The sequence below is a fragment of the Nonomuraea rosea genome (genome assembly GCF_039539705.1).
In the GTDB taxonomy this organism is placed as follows: domain Bacteria; phylum Actinomycetota; class Actinomycetes; order Streptosporangiales; family Streptosporangiaceae; genus Nonomuraea; species Nonomuraea rosea.
Genome location: NZ_BAABDQ010000004.1, coordinates 198,714 through 215,749 on the forward strand (window position 1 = coordinate 198,714; position 17,036 = coordinate 215,749).

The following is a 17,036-nucleotide window of genomic DNA, read 5'->3' on the forward strand; positions in this document are numbered from 1 at the left end:
ATGTCTGGGGTTGCAGGCGGCCGACGCTGCCCGGCCGCCTGCCCGAGATGCGGCACATATTTATCGTACTTACCGGCTCTCCGTGATGCGCGGTGGCCGTACCCTGTCAGAAGATTCTTTGTTCTGAGAATGGTCCCCGCTGAGCCGAGGCTGACAACTGAACATAGAGAGGTGTGTCAAATGTCCTTCGCCGAGGAGATTATGCCGATCTTCCGCGCCACTCTGGAGGTGCTGCGTGAGGCCGGGGGCCAGATGCCGCCCAGCGCCGTGCGCGAAGCGGTTTCCAGGCGCGTTGACATACCACGTGACCTGCAATCTCCTGATGCACATGGCGAGATCCGCTGGTGGACCCAGGTGAGTTTCCGCACCGGCGAGGCTGCGTCCCTGGGATGGATGGCCAAAAGGAACGGCTGGTCTATCACCAGCGTCGGAGCCAAGGCGCTGGAAGAATTTCCTGGTGACGCCCTCTATCGAGAGTTGCAACGCCAGTACCGTGATCAGCGACTCTTCAGAGCAGATGATTTTCCAGGCGCGTTCGAGCAGTATCAACGCAACCTCGGCTACGCCCGACAGCTCGTGCACGGTGGTCGCAATTTGGAAAGGTTGGGCGTCGGCGCCTTCGACGTCACCGACCTCTACCGGGCGGCATGGACTCAGGCGGTCGCGGCCCTCGACCACTGGGTTACTCAAGAGATCATCGATCGGGCAGTGGCTCTGGCGCAGCGGCCGGGAGCGCCACGTCCGAACAATTTCAGCAAGCTTTCTATGCCGGTCGAGTTGGTGGAAAAAGTACACCGTAACGCCGAACCGTTGGAAGACGCGTTCCGCGCCGCGCTGGAACGGTTCTTCGAGTTCAAGACCTTCCAGCAACCGGACAAGATCGCGGAGGGTTTCTCCCATGTCAGTAAGGTCAGGCTATGGAAGACCGTCGCCGACAAGCTGACTGGTCAAGATCCGAGCAAGCCGATTGCTGCTGATGAGATACGCACGCAGCTCACCGAGATCGCTTGGCGCCGGAACAATATCGCGCACACTGCCGACCACGACCCGAACAGCTTCCGCCGTAAGAAGAGGATCACTGTGCGGGACGCCGAGCAGACCATCGATGTACTCGAGTCGGTTGTGATCGCGATACTCCAAGCGCTCGGTGACCTGCCGCCGGCTACGGATCACAGTGTCCCACCAGCCGAGGCCGGCTCCTTGGGGGCTGCTCCAGCCCAGACTGACGCAAAGCGTAGGGGCGTGATTCGGGGCTTGTCGAAGTGGACCGAGGAGAGCCTTCTCCATGCCCTCGACGAGTATTGTCCTCCTGACGTGGCCGACACACTCCTCGCCGTGTACCGGCATGCTGAGAGCCACCCAGCCTTCCGTGGCTACATCTTCGGGGAGGGCGCCCATCCCTCAGTCACTGCCTGGTTCAGCACCGGTCAGGACGAGGCAGCGATGTGGAGCATCTATACCGGCGTAAGCAAGTCAGTACTGTCGATCAACTTCGAGTGGATGCGCAACAGGGGTGTGCCGGTAGATCGCCTGGAGCGACTCGCCCACGACCTCTCCGTACTCCCAGGCTGGGCGGGTTTGCCAGCCCAACTTTCCGCCGCCAGCTATGCGAAGAGGCCGTCCTCCACACCGGCTGCCCTGGCGAGGCCGGACACCGCCAAGGTTGTCCTCCGAGCACTGAACGACCTGCTGGCCGCAGACACGTCGCCTCGGGCATGGATGGTGCGTGGTGGTCGTGGGGGAAAACGTGAGGTGCGAGCGCTGGAAGATGGACTGATAGTCATCGGCTGGCATGAAGTGGGGGACCTCAGCCGCCATTCAAGCCGGGACGACCTGGCCGATGCCCTACGCAACGCTTATCCGACTGCCGGTTCTAATGTCATCGCCAACTGGATGGGACAGCTCTGGAGATTCACCACCGAGATCCAACCCGGAGACCTGGTGGTGATGCCGCTCAAATCACATCATGGGCACATCGCCATCGGGAAAGTCACAGGCCCCTATGAATACCTTCCGCATGAGCATGTCGACTTCCAGCAAGTGCGAAAGGTCAATTGGCTCCGTCGGGATGCACCCCTCGGAGCGTTCAAGGACGACCTGCGCGCCAGCTTGGGTACGCAGCTCACGATATGCCGACTGGCTCAAAATGAGGCCGCGCGCCGGATCGCCACGGTGGCGGCGACCGGAACCGACCCCGGCATGACAGAGGAGGACCCTATCAACGTCGATGAGTTGCTAGAAGAGGCGGTCTTGGCGCCTGACGGCGATCCGCAGCCGCCCGGCGACGGATGACAAGGAGTCGTCACTTCCGCGATATGAAGCCCTAATTTTACAGAACGGCATGTTGACACGCCTCAACCACGCTGGGACCAGCCCGATCACCTGCCGGTCGGGCAAGAAGAAAGCTGGTGATGGCTCGCCACGTCCGTAACGACCGGCTGATGGGCCAAGCGTTCGCCAGTTTTGCGCACCTCGCCCGCAGCGCGGGCCTACTGTATCCATCCCTACTCTGTTGTGATCGTTGATCGTTGTCTGGGCTCTCAAGCGGGAGCAGAGTGGAAGGACATTCCCCCCTCTGCCTGGAGGTCGAGATGGCCCAACGGCTCGCGGTCGATCCCGCACCGGGCCCGTTAGAGGCATTCCTGGCGCAATTCGACAGCCTGCTCGTCTCACGAGCGCAACGCAAGCAATCCGCGACTACGTCACCGCCCTACTCCAGCCCCGCGACCGGAACAAAACCCTGACCGCGCTGGCCGAGGCCGAACCCGGCAGGGAAGGATCGCTGCACCGCCAGGTCCAGCGACTGCAGTGGTTCCTATCGGAATCGGCCTGGGACCACGAGCCAATCAACGAGCGCCGGATCGCCCTGCTGACCACGAACAAGGACACCGCCGCCCACCCGGGCGGGGTGCTCCTGCTGGACGACTCCGGTAATCGCAAACGCGGCCACGCCACCGCCTACGTCTCCCGGCAGTACATCGGCTCGCGCGCGCAGATCGAGAACGGCATCGTCGCGGTGACCACCTGCTGGGCCGACGAGCGGATCTACTACCCGCTGCACACCCTGCCCTACCAGCCCGCCGCCACCCTGCCGCAGGGCAAACGCGATCCACAGTTCCGCACCAAGGGACAACTCGCCGGCGAACTGGTGGCCCGGGCGCAGACGGCGGGGACCGACTTCCGCGCGCTGGTGGCCGACTGCTTCTACGGTCCCAGCGAAAGCCCGCACTTCATCGCTGACCTGGAGGCCGCCGCCATCCCGTACGTGGTGGCCGTCAAGCCGAACACCCCGATCCGGATCGACACCGGCGGCACGCTGACCCCGGCCCAGCGCGTCCGGCAGGCCGGATGGACCTCACGATCCCACCCCGGCCGCTGGCGTCCGGTCCAGCGCCGCTTCCGCGACGGTCATACCGAGGCGTGGTGGGCCATCGAACTCACCCTGGGCCGCTACGGCTCCGAGCGCGCCCACCGGCTCATCGTGGCCACCGCCAGCCCCGCCACGCTGCCCAAGATCGGCACGTACTACCTGGTCACCAACATCCCCCGCCGGAACCGCCGCGGCGCTGCGCCACCGGCACCGCTCGGCGAGATCGTCCGCCTCTACGGCCTGCGCGGCTGGATCGAGCAGGACTACAAGCAGGTCAAACACGAACTGGCTGGGCCGACTTCCAAGTCCGCTCCGGACGGGCCATTCAACGCCATTGGGCCCTGGTCAACCTGGCTTTCAGCTTCTGCTGGCTGCAAGACGACCATCCAGACGACCTCAGCTGCCAACCGGCGCCGGCCCGCTCGCGGCCGGCCAGCTGGCCACAGCGGCTGCGCCGGATCCGCTCCTACCTCACCCCGCTGCGCGACCTCACCCGCCTGGCCCGCTCCGGGGCTATCAACCTCCGCGTCCGCGAACTCGCCACCCTCACCGCTGCCTTGACCAGAGGTATCGGCGTCAATCTCTACCTGCCGCCCTAACATCCAGATCAACGATCACAACAGAGTAGGGATGGATACGGCCTACTACGACGAGCAACGCGCTCGCGGCCTGGGCCATTACGCCATCCTGAGGACACTCGCCAACAGGCTCGTCAGAGGACGTCGAATGACGGGTCGAGCGGTGGTTTTCGCCATGCGCGGGAGATATCCCGCGCGGCTGGCCGCAACACATTGAGCAGCCCGTCCGCCTCTTTCGGTCCTACTCCTACCAGGACGGACACCGCCGCCGCTATGGTGTCGGTGCCGTGCTCGAAAATGGGGAATGCGTATGAGTTGATGCCGATCTGGCGCTCTTGATAACAGGTGGCGTAGCCGCGCTCCTGAATGGTGCTGAGGTCCTCGTATAAACGCTGCGGGGTGATGATGGTGTGCTGGGTATAGCGGGTAAGCGTTCTGTTCAGAACACTTTTTCTGATCTCGGGGGACGCATAAGCGAGAATGACTTTTCCTGCGCCAGTGGCGTGCAGCGGCAGGCGTCCGCCCACGCGGCCCAGGGGCTTGACCGGAAGCGTCTTGGAAAGCCTCTCCACGAGTAGGGCCTCATCACCCGCGGGCATGGCCAGTTGCACGTGCCCGCGGGTCACCCGGTAGAGGTCCTGCAGGAATGGCATGGCGACCTCACGCAGAATGGAGGCGCGCGGGCAGCGCGTGCCGATCTCCCACATGAGCTTGCTCAGACAGTAACGTCTGGCCGGTAGCCGTACCAGGGCGCCCTGGCCCACAAGATCCTGGAGCCAACGATGCGCGGTGCTCGTCGTGAGCTGCGTTCTGTCGCATATCTCCGAGAGGGATAGTTCCGTCTCGTTGCCGGCGAACGCCCTGAAGATCAACATTGCCTTGGCCGCACCCGACTGCCCAGGATCCTTGCCGTTCTCCATCGTCTGAGTCTCCAGTCAGTACGTCTCGGCCATCCCTGCAGGTAGCCACTGCGTTTCCCGCTGAGCGGGATCGTACTTCATGTGTGGCAGGCCTATCCCACATAGTGTTCCGTAAGTCGCAGATCGGGCATAGATTCTGTTCCTCATCGAGCAGCATGCGCTGTTTGGGCAGTTTGGGGTGATGTTTCGAGTCCGGTCGATCGATTATCCGAGTCTGCAGGTCTCCAATGGCCGGATATCGGATTCCCTTATGCCTGAGTTGAGTGCTCCATGTCCGGAGGTGTCGGATTGACTGAATGGGCAGGCCCTCCCGCCAGGCCGATCCGTTACGGCTTGTTACTTCGGCTGTGGGACGCGTATCAGGGTTTTCGGGACGGACGTCGCCGCATTCCCGCGGTCCCTCTCTCCACCGAATGTGAATCTGGCTCAGAAAAGACTCCGGAGGTCCACGTGATCACCCCGAAGCTCGAGTACCTGCGCCATCTCGCCCGTGACCAGATAGACCACGAGCGCAGCGCGTGCCTGTACCGTGCCGGCCCTCTGCGCGGCGAATTGGCTGGCGCCGATGAGCGACGGCAGACGGCCGAGCAAGAGGTCCGTATGGCCCGGCAGTCGTGGGAGGAAGCGCGCCTGCCTGTTCCCGAGGAGGACCTCAAGGAGAGGCGGCTGGCCGAGTCCCTCAGGGAGGACCGGCCTGACGCGCTGGTACGGGCACGTCGGCTGGCCGACCGCGACCGGAAACGAGCCACCGCCGAGTCCGCGTGGGCACAAGCGGAGCACCGCCTGGCCGCGGCGGTGGAGGCGGTTGAGGCGCTGTGGCAGGAGATCGCCCGGGAGGAGGCGGTCGGCAGGGCGCGGGCGCGGCGCGTCCACGAGTTCGCGAGCCGTCGCGCGGCCGTATACCTGCAACAACTCGTCCGCACCCACCCGCGCGGGCCCGATCTAAACGCCCGTCTCAAGTTGCTCGGGCCCGATCTCCCCGCTTGGGCCCGCGAATCGTCCGAGTCCCCTGGCGGCGAACCGAAGGCCACGCACCACGTACGCGATCGAACTAGAGGAGGAAGTCCGGATGGCATGGTGGCGCCTTAGGCGCGGAGGTTCCGGCCCGCGACGCGTGCCGGAACCCAAACGGTTCATCCCTTCAGAGGTCGATGAGGACGCCGGGCTCGCTGAAATTACGCGTCTGGTGGAAGGCCTGGCGCCAGGCGGGGTGGATGAGGCGACGGGACACTCGCTCGATAACCTCATCAACTCGACTTCGGCGCGGTGGGAGCAGGAGGTCCAGGCGGAGTACGCCCGGTACTGCGCAGAGGCAGCAACATTCATAGGCGTCACGGACGCGGCCGTGGCAGAGTGTCGGCTGGCGGAGGCCGATAGCCGCGAACGCCTCGCCGACGCCCGCATAGCCCTCGACGCGGCCCGTTCCCGCCTGGTGAGCTCGCCGGGCGCCAACGATTCGGGCGAGCCTGGCTTGGCAGGTGAGGGCGGTCTGCCGCGCTGGGGAGGACGTGGGCATGCGGATCCCATGCTGCTGGCCGGGTGGCCGCGGGCACCGCTGATACTGCACCTGGCAGCGCTGGCGGCGGCCGTCGGCGCAGACTGGGCCGCTTTCCTGCAGGTGGTGAAGCTGGTCTTGCGCGGCGAGTCCACCACCACCACGGCCATGGTCGTGGCCGGGTTCACCGGAATCGTGATCTATCTTGCGCATACCGGAGGTGTGCTGCTCCGCGACCTCAGGGCCGGATCGGCAGGGGTGAGCCGGTCTCTGACCGTTCTCTGCCTGCTGGGGTGGACCGCGTTCGGAGCCGCCGCCTTCGTGGCCCGCCTCACGACCTCCGCGCGACGCCCGGCATTTGGCACCGGAACGTCCCCGGCGTCCGACGACGCCCTTATTTTTGCCTTGTTCTTTCTTGCGTTCTTCGTCGGCACGGGCGTCGTCGCGGGCGTGGGGGCGTACCTGACACACAACCCGCTCCGGGCGGCGTACGGCAGAGCGCTGCGCGTCCACGAACACGTGCTGCGCAGGGCGATCGTGGCGGCTCGTGCCCTCGCACTTGCCGAAGCCTGCCGTTCTGCACACGCGAACGAGCTCATGGCCGCGCGCCAGAGCCTGCTGCACGAGCTCCAGGTCCGCCTGGCACTCGCCGAGCGGCTCAAGCAGATGACCCGCGTGCTGATAGCACAGCGAGCGCAGGATCCGGCCGTCACCGACGCCATCATCGAACCCGATCTGAAGCCTTACGCCTGGCCGCGCACAGCCGATAGCGGAACGCCGACGGGAGCCGCACGAGGAACCGCACCGTCGCACGCGACCCCATGACCGCACCGCAAACCCCTCACTCATCCCATCGTCCTGGAAGACACGCTGATGTATCCGTCTGCACGTTCGTCCGCAAGCCTCCTCTCCCTCGCAGCGCTCCTCAGCCTCTCGCTCATGGCCTGCTCCGAGAGCGTGGCAGGCACGCCCGACATGGCGAATGCCGCCCCCCTGGGCTGCGAGATGTCGGGCACCGGCCCGATCGCGCTCGCTGTGGGCCTGCACGCGAACGCTCCCATACCCGTCATCGATCCCGCCCTGGTGGACCTGATGAAGGAGAGCGTCAAAGCGCGGCACCCCATCTCCCTGATCCGGATTGACGGCGCGCCCAAAGGGGTCTTCGCCGAAAGGTTCACGAGCGACGCGGGAAACGATGTCGCCCTGGACGACGACATCGATAGCTACCTCACCGAGGTGGAGCAGCGGATCACCGGAAGCAAAGAGGAAAGCATCCGCGCGAAGGCGCCGGAAGTGGACGTGCTCGGCGCGTTCGCCCGGGCGGCAGACAGCGCCGGGCCCCGCGGCAACGTCGTCCTCATCGACCCAGGGCTGCAGACCATGGCGCCTCTCGACTTCCGCGACATGATCAACGCCGAGCCCGCCCAGGTGGTCACGTACCTGCGCGGCAAAAGCCTCATCCCCGACCTCAAAGGCCGCAAGGTCCTGCTCTCCGGGCTCGGTTATCCTGCGCTACCTCAGCTCGACCCGGGTAGCGCCCTGCGCAAGAACATCGTCGCCATCTGGAAGGAGATCGCGCAGGCGGGCGGCGCCGCATGCGTCGCGGTAAACGTCGTTCCCAACGACAAGAAAGCCCCTGAGAGCGCGCCCGCTGTCAGCGTTGTCCCGTTGCCGCCCATGCGGGACACGTTCGCTCCATGCGAGAAGGCGGAGCTGAGCGACGGCAACAACGTCGGGTTCGAGCAGGGCAAGTCGAGGTTTCGCGATCTCGGGGCAGCGAGGAAGACACTGGCCAAGCTCGCGGACACTATCCGTAAGCATGATCTCGACGTAAAGCTCATCGGCAGTACCTCGTCCGAGGACACGCGGGCGTTCAATCTCCGGCTCTCCAGGGAACGCGCGGAAGCGGTCAAACGGGAGCTCATCGCGCTGGGCGTTTCCACCGGAAGCATCACCGCTGAGGGCCACGGCGAGCGTTGGGAGGGCCGAGTCCACGACCTTGCCCCCGACGGCACGCTGCTGCCGGGCCTTGCGGCCCGCAACCGTAAGGTCATCGCTCAGCTGTCGTGCCCATGAGACCGATTCGGTACGGCCAACTCGCCCGTTTGACCGACTGGTATCACGGTTGGCGCGACGGGTGGGCCGAGATCCCTTCCCCCGTTCCCGGTGGTGGCCTCGACCGGCCCGTCACCACCCCGCACCGGGACGCCCTGATCCGACGCGCGCGGGATGCCTTCGAGCACGAACGGCTCCGCTATGAGGCGGACCGCATCGCGGCCTGGGCGCGCGGGGCCGCTGCGGTGGCGCTTCGGCCGCACGTCCGGAATGGGGCCGCGCGGGCCGAGGAGCGGCTGGCCGCCGTTTCCGCTCCCCTTACCCCTGAGGAGCGGACACTGCGCCGCCTGGGTGAAGAGCACCACGATGAGCGGATCGTTGTCCTCCGCCGGCTTCGCGAGCAGGGCAGGCGGGTACGCGCCGCGCAATCCGCTCTCCAAGACACCTGCGCGGAGCTCGCCTCCCTGGACGGGCGGATCGCAGCCGCGGCCCAGGAAGCCGAAGGGTCGCTGAGCGCGGCCGCGGCGCGGGTGCGGCGTATCCACGAGCACACTCATCGCAGGCTGGCCGCGTACCGCCGGCGATTGGTGCGCACGCACCCGCACGGCGCGTGGGTCAACGACGTGCTCAGCTCCCCCTCCCCAGAGATCCCGGGATGGGCGCTGCTCGGCCCGCTCACGCCCCCGCCCCGCGGCGCGCCGAGACTGCGCCCGGAGCAGGAGCCGAAACCGGTGGAGCCGCAGGAGCGGCGGCTGATCCCCCTAGGCGACATTGCGGTCTTCGGCTCCGACCCGGCCGCCGACGTCGTCCTCGACGCGGTCACTGCGGCACCGCGCCACTTCACGCTGCGCCGGGAGGGCGGGCGGTTCCGGCTGACGGACCATGGGCACGGGCACGGGCCGTACATCACCGGGCAGCCCGTCAGGTCCGCGACGCTCTCGCCAGGCGACTGCTTCGACTTCGCTGACCACCGCTACCGCATCAGTGCTGACGGTTCTGGCCTGGAGGACACGCCGCTGGGCGGCTGCGCCCTCATCGTGGCTGGCCTGTACGCGAAGAGCGGTGACAAGCCGCGCCTCACGGGCATGTCGTTCGTGCAACGGGACAACACCCTGCTGGCCATCCTCGGCCCGTCGGGCGCGGGCAAGAGCTCGCTGTTCGCGGCGCTCCTCGGCGAACTCGAATCCGATGGCGGTGAGCTGTTTTTCCGTGGTCTCGACCTCAAGATCTACGCCCGGCAGATCCGGGAGCAGCTCGGCTTCGTCCCGCAGGAGATCGAGCTCTACCAGACGCTCACCGTACGGCGCTTGCTGCAATACTCCACATGGCTGCGCAGTCCCTGGCGGCGGCCGGAGCGCAATCGGCGCGTCGAGGAGGTCTGCGCCCGACTCGGCCTTGACGATCAGATTGACCAGCTCATCTCCACGCTCTCCGGCGGGCAGCGCAGACGCGTCTCGATCGCGGTGGAGCTGCTCACGCAGCCACGCCTGCTCATGCTCGACGAGCCCACGTCCGGTCTCGACCCCGGCATGGACCGCGAGCTTATGACGCTCCTGCGCGAGTACGCCGACGATGGCAACACCGTCATCGTCGTAACTCACGCAACTGAGCACCTGGACAGGGCCGGGCAGGTGCTGGTCGTCGTTCAGGACGGCCGCCCGGTCTACTCCGGTCCGCCGGAGCTGGTCACCAGCACACTCGGCGCGGCGAGCTACGCCGACCTGATGAAGTCGCTCGCCGACGATCCCCTACCGCCAGCTCGGCGGTACGCGCGGGGCGGCGCGGCCGCCGACGCGATCGCCGAGGCGGAACGCGCAAAGAACGCGCAAGCAGCGCCGTCCCGCATGCGGCGCCGTGGCCCGGCCAGGACTTTCGCCCGCCAGCTGTGGGTGCTCATCCTGCGCCAGCTCTCTCTCCTGGCCGCGCGCGGTTCGTCCAGGAACCGCGGCGACGACGACCACAAGCTCATCGAGTGGACGCGCAGGCACGCGGTGGCGCTCATGCCCTTCCTCATTGCGGGCGCATCGGCGGCGCTGGCCGGCCTGGTGACCGGTGAGTCCGGCCTTCACGGTGACGCGGCGGCGACGGCGTTGAGCCTGCTCACCACGCTCTGCGTGCTAAGCGGCCAGGCGCTCACCTACAGCGACATCGTCGCGGACTACTCGATCATCCGCAGGGAGCGCCGCACTGGCACCCTGAGCCTGGCCGTGACGTTGTCGCGGTGGCTGGTCTACGCCATCGTCGCTGTGGCGGAGGCGCTGGTGATCACCGCGCTGTTCGTCTGGATCAGGCCGGGGCCCGTGCACTCCCTGGTGCTCGGGCCGACGGCGGAGCTCTTCGTCACCCTGGCGGCCCTGACCGTCGCCTCAATGTCGCTGGGCCTGCTCATTTCGGTGGTCGCGCGGAAACTTGAGCAGGCGGTCGCGCTGGCGACGGCCACGTCCGTGGCCCAGATCGCGCTGAACGGCGTCACGGCCGACCTGTCCGGCAACCCGGTGCTCACGGTCATGGCCGCCCTGCTGCCGGACCGGTGGGGCCTGGCCGCCGCAGCCTCCTCGCTCGGTTTGCGCGAACTCGACGTTCCCGGAACGCCGCAGGACGCGCTGTGGCGGCACGACCTTCACCAGTGGCTGTTCGACCTGGCCGCGCTCGGCGTCGTGACACTCGCCTGCTTCGCGGGAGCCACCCTGTGGCTCTCTCGGCGCCTCAACAGGAGTCAGTGATCGACACTAACGGAGACCTCCATGACATGGTTCATCGTCTGGCTGATCACCTGCGTGACAGCCGTAGCACTGATCATCGCCGTGCGGCAAGTCGGCAAGAAGCGGGTCGCTGCCGCCAGGAACGGCGGGCGAGAGACAGATGAGAACGCGTCCGCGTCACTCTGGACGTGGGTGGAGCGGGGCGGGTGGTGCGCCGGCATCGTGTCGGGGGTCGCCGCCGTCTGGACGCTGTTCTCCGCCCCTCCGGCCGCACCAGCGAAGCCCCAGTCCTCCGATTCGTCGTCCGTGGTCGCGAGCAGCGACGGCTACCGGCTGGAGCCCTGCTCGAGCCTTGACTGCAACGACCGTGACAAGGTGGATCTGGACACGGGTCACCCGGGGCACGGCAGCGCCTCCATTCAGATCGGGCCGGCCAGGAAGGGCGGGTCGGCCGAGATCATCCTCGAGGAGGACGAGATCCACGGGTCTGACACGACCCCGAGGTACGTGATCGCGCCAGCCATGACCGCCGGCGCCGCCGACTGCGTGAACCTTCTCGCGCACCAGAGCTACAGGCGGCTCGACATTGGCCTGGACGATCTGGGCCAGGGGACCAAGCTCTGCGTTGAGACAGACGAAAAGCACGTCGCGCTGGTCAGCGTCATGCGGATCTCGTACGACCCGGTCGAGCTGGAGATCGCCTTCACCACGTGGAAAACTGACAGCGCCTGGTAGTAGCGGAGGAAACAAGCGTGCCTCAGTCCATGACGTGATCTCAGCGAATTGCCGGTAGATAGTCGTGCTCGAAATGGGTGAGGACAAGTGCTGCGCGGGCGATGTCGCCGATTCTGCTGGGGCTGACGGTGATGTGCTGGAGGGTCCGCCAGCGGCCTTTGAGCAGGGCGAATCCGCGTTCACCGAGGCAGCGCAGGGCGCGTAGGAGCCGGTTGTAGGTGCGGTTGTCCGGGCTGAGGATCTGGTTGCCGTCGGGTTGCTTGATCGGCGTGTGGATGCCGATTCCGGCGCCGTCGTAGCCGCTGTCGGCGAGGGTGGGCAGGCCGCGGGCGGCTGCGGCGTACAGCGCGCCCAGCACGTGTGCGCGAGCGGCGGTGAGGTCATGGACGGAGCCGGGTTCGACCTCGGCGATCCACAACGGCAGCCCGCCGGGTGCCGACAGCGCTTGGAGGTTGCCGGCGTGCTGATGGGCCTTGCCGGAGTACCAGGCGTCGATGGGTTCGCCTTTGACGCTGAGCCTCTGCTCGCCGCAGCGGTCGATCGGGATCAGGGTGCCGTCCAGGATCACGTACGTCAGCTCTTCGGCGTGGGCGCGGTCGAGGGCTTCCGACAGATCAGGTGCTTGAGCTGCGAGAACTCCGATGCCTTCGTGGATGTAGCGGTAGGCGGTGGCCCCGGGAGACGCGGTGGTCGCGGCCGAGCTTGGGGATGTCGTGATCGCCGCGGAACCAGCACAGCACCATGACCGCCTGCCGGAACGGGCTCAAGGCTCGGCTGCCTTGCGGGGTGCCACGCAGCCGGCGTTCTTCGTGCAGGAGTCGCGCGACGTACTGAACGAGTGCGCGGGAGACGTCGAGCGTGGCACGATGAGCAATCACGTGGAGCCTTTCGGCCTTGAGCGTTCTTGTGGTGAGACCTCTTCTACCGGGGGCTCCACGTCTGTTTCCGGCCTTCGGCGACTCCTCCCAAAAGGCCCGGAACGCCACCGGCGGTGTCCAAGAAATCCCAATCGCCCGAACTATTTCGCTGAGATCACCTCAGTCCATGCGACAGCGCGTTGTCCGAATGCTCAAAGGCATAACCGCCATCGCGGGCGTGGCCGGTGACGCAGGAACCGCCGTCATCGACGCGGCACAGGCTATCGACAGCTAGCGGCTTCGGGTGCTTAATCAACGCTCCTTACCCTGCACGTCTTAAATTGGGACTTCCCACGACCAAGAGAGAAAAGACGACCCCTGAGCCTTTCGCCATTCCGCGCTGGGCCTTGCGCGGTTGGTGCAGAGAATCTCGCGCCAGCTGCAGGGCGCCGGGCCATTCGACTGACCGGCCGTCGGCGGTCAGGCCCGGGTACGCGTGCCGGTCGGCTGTAGGGCGGCGCTGTTGCTGTTCCTGTCGGCGGCGGCCCTGGGCGATCTCGGTGACCTGCCGTCGGTGCATACCTCCACGTCCCTTGCCCAACTAGAGTGCGCAGCCCTGGCCTTCACCACCGCGGCTGCCTTGAACCGGCGGCGGAGTGGCCAGGGACGAGCCCCCGCTTCTTGAGGGAGAACGCTCAGCGGATCAACGACCAGGCAGCCTCGATCGGGTGGTACCAGCGCTCGCTGAACATGAATCCGCCTTATCTGGGTGGTACCACCGGTTGCTGAGCTTGGTACCAGAACCCAGAACTCACGCGTAGACCCCACCTGCGGTGATCGGCCGGTTTCGAGGAAGACCACGGCGTCGATCTGCCGGCGGAGTACCGGTCATTTGTCGCGGAGGTGGGCAACGGCCCTGCGGCCCCTGGCTATGGGTTAATGCCGTTGACCGTCCCCCAGACCGGAGGCCGAAGAGGGATGGGCCGTGGATGATTAGTGGAAAGAGGACCGGCTGCCAGGCTGGCTCGCCGTACCGTTCCCCTCACCGAACCTCTGCCCGGCCGGATCGGCGTACCGACTGATGAACTGACCCGGGCACGCTCACGTTGGCCGAAGAGGGCTGCAGCATCTACGCGCGGCTGATCCTGACTGGCCCGTGAGCGGGCGAGGTCTGCCAGATCGACCCGGACTGGGCGGCTTCGTCCTGGTGAGTCCGGTTTTCACGCCTGGTACACGGAGTGGCTGCAAGGCCTGTGGACACACCTCGCGCCGTCCGAACCAGCCCACCGGTCTTCGACGTAGCCCTGACGAGTATGTGACCCGGGCCTCTCAACTTTCGATGGCACACGCCCAACGTTCGATGGCATGGGACAGCAGGGTTTGAAAGCCCACGATCTGGGGGTGAGCTGCCACCCGGTTCTCCAGGTCACAGCAAGCGCCAACGCAGCAAGCGGGAGAAGCCGTAACTTCTCCCGCTTTGGTGTGAAGTGTCCGATGGGGGACACACTCGATACGTACATGCCGTTCAGCGCCTCCACAACGCTTGTTCTCCCTGGTCGGGAGGGTTAAACAGCTATGGAGCAGAATATGGGGGCCGTGCGTCGCATCCGGCGTACGACGATCACGGGGGTTCTCGTTCTCGCGGGCATCGCGGCGGTCGTGTCGTTCCGGCACATGCACGAGCTGTGTCTCCGGCACGGTGAGGATCACCTGGCGGCGGTGCTCATCCCGCTCGCGGTGGACGGAGCGATCGTCGTCGCCTCGATGTCCATCCTCCTTGCCAACCGGTACGGGTCGCGCGGCGGTGCCCTGGCGTGGATCATGATGCTGATCGGCAGCCTGGCGAGCCTCGGGGCGAACATCGCCGTAGCCGAACCGAGCCTGATCGGGCGGATCATCGCAGCCTGGCCGAGCGCCGCCTTGATCGGCAGCTACGAACTGTTGATGTCCCAGATCCGCCTAGCTTCTGCCAAGAAGCACCCTGTTGCGCAGGACACAAGGGACGCGATCGATGAGTCAAACGGTGGAGATGATCACGCTTGCTCAGAGTCGGCAGATTCTCATGAGCGTGAGACGGGAGATCTACGTCGAACGGCATGGCAATGGGCGGTGGCGAATCGCCTTCCTGACGGGGCGCTTCCGCCGGGTCGGATCATCGCTGAGCAGTTCGCGCGGAGCGCGCGGTGGGGGCGCTGGATCAAGCGAATAGGCATTGAGGGAAAACTGGGGGAGCATGATCGCTCTACTGCCACATAAATGATCGAGGCGCTGGCGACGAACCGGAAGTAAGGCGAGATCATGGACCGGGTCACCCCAGGGGCGTGGGGATCGGGCTTTCCAGGGCTTTCAGGCGCCGCAGCGCGCCCGGGTCACCCTCACTGGCGTGGGGATCGGGCCCTCCACGGCCCATAAGAGGACTCGATGGACGGGTCACCCCCACGGGCGTGGGGATCGGCCCGGAGAGCTGATCGAGATGCGTCGCCATCCCGGGTCGCCCCCACGGGCGTGGGGATGGGACTCCCTGCTCACGAACCCCTCCGCACGCCTGCCGGGTCACCCCCCACGGGCGTGGGGATCGGGCCAGCCTGCGCGCCCACCACCTGCGCCGCACCGGGTCACCCCCACGTGGGGGTTAACCGGAGCGTAGGGGCTCACACCTGCGCCCCCGTACCCAGTCCCCACGCCCGTGGGGGTGAACCGCTGTACGCCGTCACGTTCTGGCGGGTGCTCGACCGGTCCCCACACCCGTGGGGGTGAACCGGTGTACGGCGAGGTCCACGCCCAGTGGCTGAATCGGTCCCCACGCCCGTGGGGGTGAACCGAGTACGCGCCGGCCAACCGCACGCAGTTCGCCCGGAGTGCTCGATGGGGCCGCTGGATCAAACGTATCGGTCTCCAAGGGGAGCTTTCGACGCACGATCATTCCCCTGCTGCATAAGGCAGACCTGCACTTGATACCCAGGGCGCGGGCGCGCCCGGGTAGAGATCAGCTCTCTCCAAGATGCTGGGTGCCGAGGGATAGGACATTGTCGCCGCCAGCACCCTCGTCCTGGGATCCCGAATCCGTGAGTAGTTCGGCGAGCTCCTCCGCAGCCCACGTGGGCAAGGTCACGGCGAAGGGCGCGGTTGGACCGTCTTGCCAGGGATAGCGAGTTTCAGCGTGAACGGCCTTTATGGTCCAGAGCAGGACGTCGTCGCTGAGCAGGTCAGGCCCGTGAGAGATGATGTCGGCAAAGCTCTTGGCGTTGTTAAAGATGTTGTGGACGCTCTCTGGAAGAGAGTTCTCAGCCGTAGCACGAGGTATGGCACGCCGAATCGCAGTCTCATACCAGCCCGAGCCCCACCACTCTCCGACCGATTCCGTTCTCGAACCGTGCAATGTGAGAAGCTGGAGCACTGCTTGAGGACCAAGCTCCTCGTCTGCTTGCTCCCATATATCGACCTCTCGGTGGATCGATGTCAGGATGGGCTGCCACCCTTCCGCAAAGAGTTGGCTCAAGGCTCGCCCGTCGGCCAGGTGCCGTTCTGGAGCGGTAAGGGCCAGGCGGACGGCAGTCCAGTCGATGCCCTCTTGATGAACGTGAGGGAGGACGGCTCGGGTGGCGGAGATGTTGGCCCGAGCCATCGTGAGATCGTCGATCTTGAAGTGCCAGTCCTCCACATCGCTCTCGCGTCGCCAGCACCACTCAGCGATGCCCCTTGCAGCGGCGCTGGGGATGGAGGCAGGAACGACCATGGGCCAAGCACGCATTGCCTGCGCGATCCTCCAGTTGAAGTCCTGGCCTAGCCGTTCTAGCGCTGGCCCTGCCGAATCACTTCCTTGGTGGGACCTGATGGCGTCATAGACCGGATCATGGAGAAGAGGCATAAGATCAGTACGAAGCGCGTCGTGCTGTGGGGGGACCAGCAGCCTGGTGGCGTCAAGGAGGCCGGCGGCGGCGAACGCCTGCCGGGCCAGTTCGGCCTGCCGGAAGCTCGGTGCATCGGTAGGAAGCTCGATGACCAGAGGCACATCCACGGGAGACAGCGGTGGCAGGAAACTTTCCCCCCATTCGAAAAGGTCCGTTCCATCGTCCACCACAAGGCCGCCAAGGGCGGCGGACCGGTTCACACTGAGGTAGAAGCCTGACCGTTCCATGTAGAGCGATGCATCGTCTTCGTCACCCTCGTCCTCCCACAGGTCGACCTTCGACCATCCAGACGCCAGAAGAGGGCGTACCAGTCGCGAGAGAAGACGCGGCTCTGCTGAACGAGCGCTTTGGCTATCGAGGTCCATCGAACGATCTCCTCGGCTGACGGCTGTAAAGGAGAAATGCTATCCAGG

10 protein-coding genes and 1 pseudogene are annotated in these 17,036 nt (G+C 66.0%); 8 read left to right on the plus strand and 3 right to left on the minus strand.

Translation table 11 applies throughout. From position 1 onward, the window contains the following. Positions 1-180: 180 nt before the first annotated feature. Positions 181-2,292 carry a restriction endonuclease gene (locus ABEA43_RS11935; RefSeq protein ID WP_345561121.1) on the plus strand — a complete coding sequence of 704 codons (2,112 nt, stop codon included), beginning with the start codon at positions 181-183 and terminating at the stop codon, positions 2,290-2,292. Between the two features lie 229 nt (positions 2,293-2,521). Beyond that, the gene (locus ABEA43_RS11940) at positions 2,522-3,931 is read left to right on the plus strand and encodes an IS701 family transposase (RefSeq protein ID WP_345561123.1); all 1,410 of its coding nucleotides are present in this window, start codon (positions 2,522-2,524) and stop codon (positions 3,929-3,931) included. A gap of 151 nt (positions 3,932-4,082) precedes the next feature. Here the strand turns inward: ABEA43_RS11940 and ABEA43_RS11945 are convergent, their stop codons facing one another. Beyond that, positions 4,083-4,868: an IclR family transcriptional regulator gene (locus tag ABEA43_RS11945; protein WP_345561125.1), complete on the minus strand. Its 786-nt coding sequence runs from the start codon at positions 4,866-4,868 to the stop codon at positions 4,083-4,085. Between the two features lie 450 nt (positions 4,869-5,318). Here ABEA43_RS11945 and ABEA43_RS11950 point away from each other — a divergent pair, with 450 nt between their 5' ends. The 5 genes from ABEA43_RS11950 to ABEA43_RS11970 all read left to right on the plus strand — a co-directional run bounded on the left by ABEA43_RS11950 (position 5,319) and on the right by ABEA43_RS11970 (position 11,855). Then, the gene (locus ABEA43_RS11950; RefSeq protein WP_345561127.1) at positions 5,319-5,957 is read left to right on the plus strand and encodes a hypothetical protein; all 639 of its coding nucleotides are present in this window, start codon (positions 5,319-5,321) and stop codon (positions 5,955-5,957) included. A gap of 25 nt (positions 5,958-5,982) precedes the next feature. Beyond that, complete coding sequence (locus tag ABEA43_RS11955; RefSeq protein WP_345561129.1) at positions 5,983-7,188, plus strand: hypothetical protein; 1,206 nt, start codon at positions 5,983-5,985, stop codon at positions 7,186-7,188. Between the two features lie 114 nt (positions 7,189-7,302). Then, positions 7,303-8,439: an OmpA family protein gene (locus ABEA43_RS11960; protein ID WP_345561131.1), complete on the plus strand. Its 1,137-nt coding sequence runs from the start codon at positions 7,303-7,305 to the stop codon at positions 8,437-8,439. 29 nt (positions 8,440-8,468) lie between these two features. Continuing rightward, entirely contained in the window at positions 8,469-11,141 is a 2,673-nt protein-coding gene (locus ABEA43_RS11965) for an ATP-binding cassette domain-containing protein (RefSeq protein WP_345561133.1), read from the plus strand. Between the two features lie 21 nt (positions 11,142-11,162). Continuing rightward, positions 11,163-11,855 (plus strand): hypothetical protein, encoded by a 693-nt coding sequence (locus ABEA43_RS11970; RefSeq protein ID WP_345561135.1) that lies wholly within the window; start codon positions 11,163-11,165, stop codon positions 11,853-11,855. 40 nt (positions 11,856-11,895) lie between these two features. Here the strand turns inward: ABEA43_RS11970 and ABEA43_RS11975 are convergent. After that, positions 11,896-12,733 (minus strand): annotated as a pseudogene (locus tag ABEA43_RS11975) (transposase family protein). Between the two features lie 1,566 nt (positions 12,734-14,299). Here ABEA43_RS11975 and ABEA43_RS11980 point away from each other — a divergent pair. Continuing rightward, complete coding sequence (locus ABEA43_RS11980; RefSeq protein WP_345561137.1) at positions 14,300-14,968, plus strand: DUF2637 domain-containing protein; 669 nt, start codon at positions 14,300-14,302, stop codon at positions 14,966-14,968. Positions 14,969-15,698: 730 nt separating this feature from the next. Here ABEA43_RS11980 and ABEA43_RS11985 read toward each other — a convergent pair. Further along, positions 15,699-16,988: a hypothetical protein gene (locus ABEA43_RS11985; protein ID WP_345561138.1), complete on the minus strand. Its 1,290-nt coding sequence runs from the start codon at positions 16,986-16,988 to the stop codon at positions 15,699-15,701. Positions 16,989-17,036 lie beyond the last annotated feature (48 nt).